The sequence below is a fragment of the Methylorubrum zatmanii genome (genome assembly GCF_014845115.1).
In the GTDB taxonomy this organism is placed as follows: Bacteria; Pseudomonadota; Alphaproteobacteria; order Rhizobiales; family Beijerinckiaceae; genus Methylobacterium; species Methylobacterium zatmanii.
On the sequence record NZ_NKUI01000180.1, the window covers coordinates 1 to 2146 of the forward strand.

General features: G+C 70.9%; 3 protein-coding genes. All 3 read left to right on the forward strand.

Annotated elements, in window-relative coordinates; all coding sequences use genetic code 11:
• Positions 1 to 619, forward strand: a 619-nt coding sequence (locus tag MZTS_RS19555; RefSeq protein WP_425492760.1) for an FAD/NAD(P)-binding protein, incomplete at its 5' end; no start/stop codon positions are given.
• A 304-nt stretch (positions 620 to 923) separates the two neighbouring features.
• Entirely contained in the window at positions 924 to 1133 is a 210-nt protein-coding gene (locus MZTS_RS19560; RefSeq protein WP_192285097.1) for a hypothetical protein, read from the forward strand.
• A 255-nt stretch (positions 1134 to 1388) separates the two neighbouring features.
• Positions 1389 to 2072 (forward strand): DUF2147 domain-containing protein, encoded by a 684-nt coding sequence (locus MZTS_RS19565; protein WP_192285098.1) that lies wholly within the window; start codon positions 1389 to 1391, stop codon positions 2070 to 2072.
• The last annotated feature ends 74 nt before the right edge of the window (positions 2073 to 2146 follow it).

A 2146-nucleotide genomic window follows, 5' to 3' on the forward strand; every position in this document is an offset into this window, starting at 1 on the left:
CCGCGCGGAGGTGGCGCGGGCGCGGGTCGCGGGGATCGGCTGGCACGGGGTGATCGATGCCCTGCGGCCGCTCACCGACACGATCTGGCGCGGCCTGCCCGCGGCCGAGCAGGCCCGCTTCCTGCGCCACCTGCGGCCGTTCTGGGACGTGCACCGCCACCGCACCGCCCCGCCCGCCGCCGCGACGATCGCCGACGAGATCGGGCGAGGCTCCCTGACGGTGCGGGCCGGCCGTCTCCTCGCCATCGAGGACGAGGCGGCGCAGGCCTTGGTGACCCTGCGTTTCCGCGGGGCCAAGCGCACCGAGCGCCTCGCGGTCCAGGCGATGATCGACGCCACCGGCTTCGGCCATCTCGCGGAGAGCCGCGACCCGCTGCTGCGGCGGCTGTCCGAGCAGGGGCTGGTGCGCCCCGGCCCGTTCGGGCTCGGCCTCGATGCCGGCACCGATTACCGGGCGATCGGCACAGGCCTGGGGGAGGGGGGCGGACCGCTCTGGATCATCGGGCCGCTCCTGCGCGGCGTGCTGTGGGAATGCATGGCGGTGCCCGACATCCGCAACGAGGCGGCGGAATTGGCCGGCCTCGTCGCCGCCCATTGCGATCGCGCCGTCGCCGCCTGACCCAAGGCCGCTTGTTCGGTCCCTCCTGAAGCGGCGGAGAGTTCGGCTCTCCGCCGCTTCACGCGTTCGTGACCCTCGAAAATTCGCGCGCGGGACGAGGGCCCGAGAGGCACGAATTCTCCAAATCTCTGGTGGTGTGGAGGTTTTTCGTTCCGGCAGGGTCGCGTTTTGCAAGCCGGCTTCTAATTCGGAATCGTTCTAAAAAGCTTGAAGCAAGTTTGGATCTGTTCTAATCAAGCCTGGAACGGGGCGACGGACCGAGGGCCGGAGCCGCCGAGCACGACAACCGGAACGGAGCATCATCATGGCCACCTCCAGCAACGCCGCCTGCCAGAGCTGCCGCTTCTTCGACGACCACAAGACCAACGGCGCCCAGGCGTCGGGCGATCAGGGCCTGTGCCGCTTCAACCCGCCGGTGAGCCAGCCCGATCCGCAGGGCCAGGGCCTGTGGCCGGTGGTCGCCTCGAAGGATTGGTGCGGCCACTTCACCGCCGACGTCACCGCCGCCGAGTAAGCCTCGACCCGACGCGCACGACGAGAATCAGGGCCGGTGCCGCGCGCACCGGCCCTTTTCACATGAGGAGCCCGGACGCCGCCGAATTGCGTCGAGACCGCCCCGCCGCGGTCATGATCCGGTCACCTTCCCATTCGATGGCTGCGGCGAGAGGGCAACGGTCCGAGCGGACCGGCCCGCACGGCCGCCGGCCGTGTTTTCGGGATTGAGCGGTGCGGCCTGGGATCGCCGCCTCGCGGGAATGGGGATGTTTGCATGAAGTTCGGACCGATCGGTACGCGCGCGTCTGTCCTCCGCGCCGGCCGCGGTGTGGCTCTCGCCGCCCTCGCGGCCCTGGGCACCCTGTCGGCGGCCTCGGCGGCCGCGCCGCGTGACCCGACCGGCACCTGGCTGACCCAGGACGGCAAGGCCCGCATCCGGGTCGAGAAATGCGGCCCGCAGGAGAAGAACCTGTGCGGCTACGCCGTCTGGCTCAAGACGCCCCTCAACGACGAGGGCAAGCCGCGGGTCGATTTCCGAAACCCCGATCCGAAGAAGCGTGCCCGCGCCTCGCTGGGCCATCAGCTGATCCTGGGCCTCAAGCTGAACGAGGATGCCCATTACGAGGGCAAGATCTACAATGCCGAGGACGGCAAGTTCTACGATGTCACCATCTGGTCGGACGGACCGGAGGAGCTGACCGTCAAGGGCTGCCTGATCGCCTTCCTGTGCCAGTCGCAGACCTGGACGCGGGTGAACGACACGGCGCCGGGCCAGCTCACCGGGCCGACCAACGGCGCGAACGGCCCCCGCGCCGACGCCGAATGGGCGCCGAAACCCGCCGCCGGAGCGGCCGCCGGCCTCCCCGGCGCCACCGGCAGCGCCAGCTCGGCCCAGGCGGCCAAGCCAGCCGCGAAGCCCGCTGCCCCCAAGCCGCCCGCCCCCGCGCCCGCGCAGTAAGACCGTCTCACAAAACTCCCGCTCACGGACCGCTCCCCCCCGGGCGTGGCGGTACGGCGGGGGTTTTGTGAGAG